Below are 3,707 nucleotides of genomic sequence, written 5' to 3'. Positions count from 1 at the left end.
GCCCGTCGCCGACCGTGGCGCGGACCTCCTCGGGCATGGACACGTCGATGGTCTGCACCAGCAGATCGCGCTGCGCCGCCATCGGCGCCAGCTCCACCAGGGTGTAGCGGCCATAGCGCACGACGGGAATGAACTCGGGCGGTGCAGCCTCGGGCGCGGGTGGGACGTCCTCGACGGTGCTGGCGGCCAGCGGCGGTGGCGTGGTCGCGCAGCCGCTGGCCAAGGCTGCGGCCAGGAGGCTGGTACCGACCAGACACCGGGATACATGGATTGCAGGCATGGCATCGGCTCTTCTGTTGCGATGCCGATACCTTGGCTGCGCGCGGCTGCGCGGTCAGTCAGGAATGCGAACTGGGGGGTGCCCGCTTTTGCAGTCCAACACATAGCGCAACCCGCAAATCCAACTGTGGTTTGCACATTAATTCTATAAATGTTGTATTATCGAATCATGAAAGAGGATCAAGCCATTTCCGCCTTAAACGCCCTGGCTCACACCCAGCGCCTGCGCGTGTTCCGCGCCTTGGTCGTTGCTGGCCCGGGCGGACTGACGCCGAGCACGCTAGCTGACCAGCTCGACGTGGCCCGCAACACCTTGTCCTTCCACTTGAAGGAACTGGCCCATGCTGGCCTCGTCAGCATCGAGCAGCAGGGCCGCAACCTGATTTATCGCGCCGAGTACGGCCGCATGGACGGTCTGATCGGTTACCTGACCGAGCATTGCTGCCAAGGTGGCGTATGCGAGGTTTCTCCATCCAAGACCTGCTGCTGACCATGACCGATACCACTTACAACGCCTTGTTCATCTGTACGGGCAATTCGGCCCGCTCCATCCTCGCCGAAGGCATCCTCAACGACATAGGCCAGGGGCGGTTTCACGCCTGGTCGGCAGGCAGCCATCCGAAAGGCGAGGTTCACCCGCTGGCACTCGCCACGCTGGAGCGGCTGCACCTTCCGACAACGGGCTACCGCAGCAAGAGCTGGGACGAGTTCGTGAAGCCCGATGCGCCGGTGTTCGATTTCATCTTCACCGTCTGCGACAACGCAGCCGGCGAGGCGTGTCCGCTGTGGCCGGGCAAGCCGGTGTCGGCGCATTGGGGCGTGCCTGACCCGGCAGCCGTGGAAGGCACCCTGGAACGACAAAGCAAGGCGTTCTTCGATACCGCCATGACGCTGCGCCGACGTATCGAGTTGTTCCTGTCGCTTCCGATCAAGAGTCTCGATGCCATGTCGTTGCAGCGTGAACTGCGCGACATCGGCCGCCAGTGAGGCCCGCCCGATGAGCGCAACCGATACTGCCGGCCCCGCGCCAGCAAACTCCGCCATGAGCGGCTTTGAGCGTTACCTGACGCTATGGGTGGCGGTGTGCATCATCGCGGGGATCGCTCTGGGCCAGTTCGCGCCCGCCGCATTCCAGGCCATCGGCCGCATGGAGATTGCCAAGGTCAACCTGCCGGTCGGCCTGCTGATCTGGGTAATGATCATCCCCATGCTGCTGAAGGTGGACTTCGCCGCGCTTGGCCAGGTGCGCCAGCATTGGCGGGGCATGGGGGTCACGCTGTTCATCAATTGGGCCGTCAAGCCGTTCTCAATGGCGTTGCTGGCGTGGATCTTCATCCGCCACGTCTTTGCCGACTGGCTGCCCGCCGATCAGCTCGACAGCTATATCGCCGGCCTGATCCTGCTGGCTGCTGCACCGTGTACCGCAATGGTTTTCGTTTGGAGTCGGCTGACTGGCGGTGATCCGGTATTTACGCTGTCGCAAGTGGCCTTGAACGACACCATCATGGTGTTCGCCTTCGCACCCATCGTCGGCCTGCTGCTGGGCCTGTCGTCGATCACGGTGCCGTGGGACACCTTGCTGGTGTCGGTGGGTTTGTACATCGTCATTCCGGTCATCCTGGCCCAGCTCTGGCGCCGGGCGCTGCTGCGCAAGGGGCAGGCCGTGTTCGACAGGGCACTGGAACGCATCGGCCCATTGTCCATCGCCGCGCTGTTGCTGACGCTGGTGCTGCTGTTCGCCTTCCAGGGCGAGGCCATCATCCGGCAGCCGCTGGTGATCGCCATGCTGGCGGTGCCGATCCTGATCCAGGTGTTCTTCAATTCCGGTCTGGCGTACTGGCTCAACCGCCAGGTGGGCGAAAAGCACTGCGTCGCTGGGCCATCCGCGTTGATTGGTGCCAGCAACTTCTTCGAGCTGGCCGTGGCCGCCGCCATCAGCCTGTTCGGCTTCCATTCCGGCGCAGCACTCGCAACAGTGGTCGGCGTGCTCATCGAGGTGCCGGTCATGCTGCTGGTGGTGCGCGTGGTCAATCGCTCACGCGGCTGGTACGAACGCCGCGCGACCACTTCGTAACCTCCAAGAGGCATCCATGAGCACCATCACGATCTACCACAACCCAGCCTGCGGCACCTCGCGCAACGTGCTGGGCCTGATCCGCAACAGCGGCGAGGAACCGACCATCATCGAGTACCTGAAAACGCCGCCCGACCGCGACACGCTCCAGGCGCTGATCGCGGCGATGGGCGTGCCGGTGCGAGACGTGCTGCGCGAGAAAGGCACGCCCTATGCCGACCTCGACCTGGGCAACCCGAAGTGGAGCGACGACGACCTGATCGGCTTCATGCTCCAGCATCCCATCCTCATCAACCGGCCTATCGTGGTCACGCCGCTAGGCACGCGCCTGTGCCGGCCTTCGGAAGCCGTGCTGGACCTGCTGCCGCAGCCGCAGCGCGGCGCGTTCAACAAGGAAGACGGCGAGCCGGTGGTCGATCAGGACGGCCGCCGTGTCTGAATCTCGTCTCGACCTGCCGAACATCGACACGGCGCTGTTCCAGCAACCGGACACCGAACATCTGTTCGCGCCGGCACGGGCCACGCACGCGCCGCGCTTCCTGCTGCTCTATGGTTCGCTGCGCGAACGCTCGTTCAGCCGCCTCGCAGCCGAAGAAGCCGCACGCATCTTGCGGGCGCTGGGCGGCGAGACCCGATTGTTCAATCCGTCCGGGCTGCCTCTGGTGGACGATGCGCCGGCCGATCACCCGAAGGTCAAGGAACTGCACGAACTGGTGCAATGGGCCGAGGGCATGGTGTGGAGTTCGCCGGAGCGCCACGGCGCGATGACCGGCCTGATGAAGACCCAAATCGACTGGATTCCGCTGTCGGTCGGCGCGGTGCGCCCGACCCAGGGCAAGACGCTGGCGGTGATGCAGGTATCGGGCGGCTCGCAGTCGTTCAACGCCGTCAACCAGATGCGCGTGCTGGGCCGCTGGATGCGGATGCTGACCATCCCGAACCAGTCCTCGGTCGCCAAGGCGTACCAGGAGTTCGACGAGGCCGGACGCATGAAGCCCTCGGCCTACTACGACCGCGTGGTGGACGTGATGGAAGAACTGATGAAGTTCACGCTGCTCACGCGCGACGTGGCGCCGTATCTGGTGGATCGTTACAGCGAGCGCAAGGAAAGCGCTGAATCACTGTCCAGGCGTGTACGGCAAGGTGCAATTTGACGCTGCGAGGCGCTGAAAAAAGAGCCGACGACCTCTCGGTCGTCGGCATTGCGTGAAGTTCAGGCGGCGACCAGTTGCCGGGCCAGTGCGACCTCGACGGAATCACCATCCTGGTTCAGGACATCCAGCCCCGATTCGGGCACGTCGCCCGAGGTGGACTGCGAGACCATGATCTTCTTGGCCATCAGTTCCAGGCAGGT

The 3,707-nt window shown here is 64.1% G+C and carries 5 protein-coding genes and 1 pseudogene; 5 read left to right on the top strand and 1 reads right to left on the bottom strand.

Going from position 1 to position 3,707, the window contains the following annotated elements; all coding sequences use genetic code 11:
* Nucleotides 1-280 (bottom strand): annotated as a pseudogene (locus VIR09_RS18295) (integrating conjugative element protein pill, pfgi-1); the annotation flags it as partial.
* 150 nt (nucleotides 281-430) lie between these two features.
* Between VIR09_RS18295 and VIR09_RS18290 the strand changes: the two are divergent.
* The 5 genes from VIR09_RS18290 to arsH are packed head-to-tail and all read left to right on the top strand — an operon-like array spanning nucleotide 431 to nucleotide 3,507.
* A complete protein-coding gene (locus VIR09_RS18290) occupies nucleotides 431-769 on the top strand; it encodes an ArsR/SmtB family transcription factor (RefSeq protein WP_013391798.1) in 339 nt (112 codons plus the stop codon).
* 2 nt (nucleotides 770-771) lie between these two features.
* Nucleotides 772-1,266, top strand: coding sequence for an arsenate reductase ArsC (locus tag VIR09_RS18285; protein WP_121382273.1), 495 nt, complete (start codon nucleotides 772-774; stop codon nucleotides 1,264-1,266).
* Between the two features lie 10 nt (nucleotides 1,267-1,276).
* Nucleotides 1,277-2,353 (top strand): ACR3 family arsenite efflux transporter, encoded by a 1,077-nt coding sequence (arsB, locus tag VIR09_RS18280; protein ID WP_013391796.1) that lies wholly within the window; start codon nucleotides 1,277-1,279, stop codon nucleotides 2,351-2,353.
* Between the two features lie 16 nt (nucleotides 2,354-2,369).
* Nucleotides 2,370-2,792, top strand: coding sequence for an arsenate reductase (glutaredoxin) (arsC, locus tag VIR09_RS18275; protein WP_013391795.1), 423 nt, complete (start codon nucleotides 2,370-2,372; stop codon nucleotides 2,790-2,792).
* Entirely contained in the window at nucleotides 2,785-3,507 is a 723-nt protein-coding gene (gene arsH, locus VIR09_RS18270; protein WP_013391794.1) for an arsenical resistance protein ArsH, read from the top strand. The genes arsC and arsH overlap by 8 nt, the downstream gene beginning before the upstream one ends.
* Nucleotides 3,508-3,707: the final 200 nt, after the last annotated feature.

The organism is Achromobacter sp. (assembly GCF_036567245.1).
Lineage (GTDB): Bacteria > Pseudomonadota > Gammaproteobacteria > Burkholderiales > Burkholderiaceae_B > Achromobacter.
This window is presented reverse-complemented; position numbering and strand designations above follow the sequence as displayed.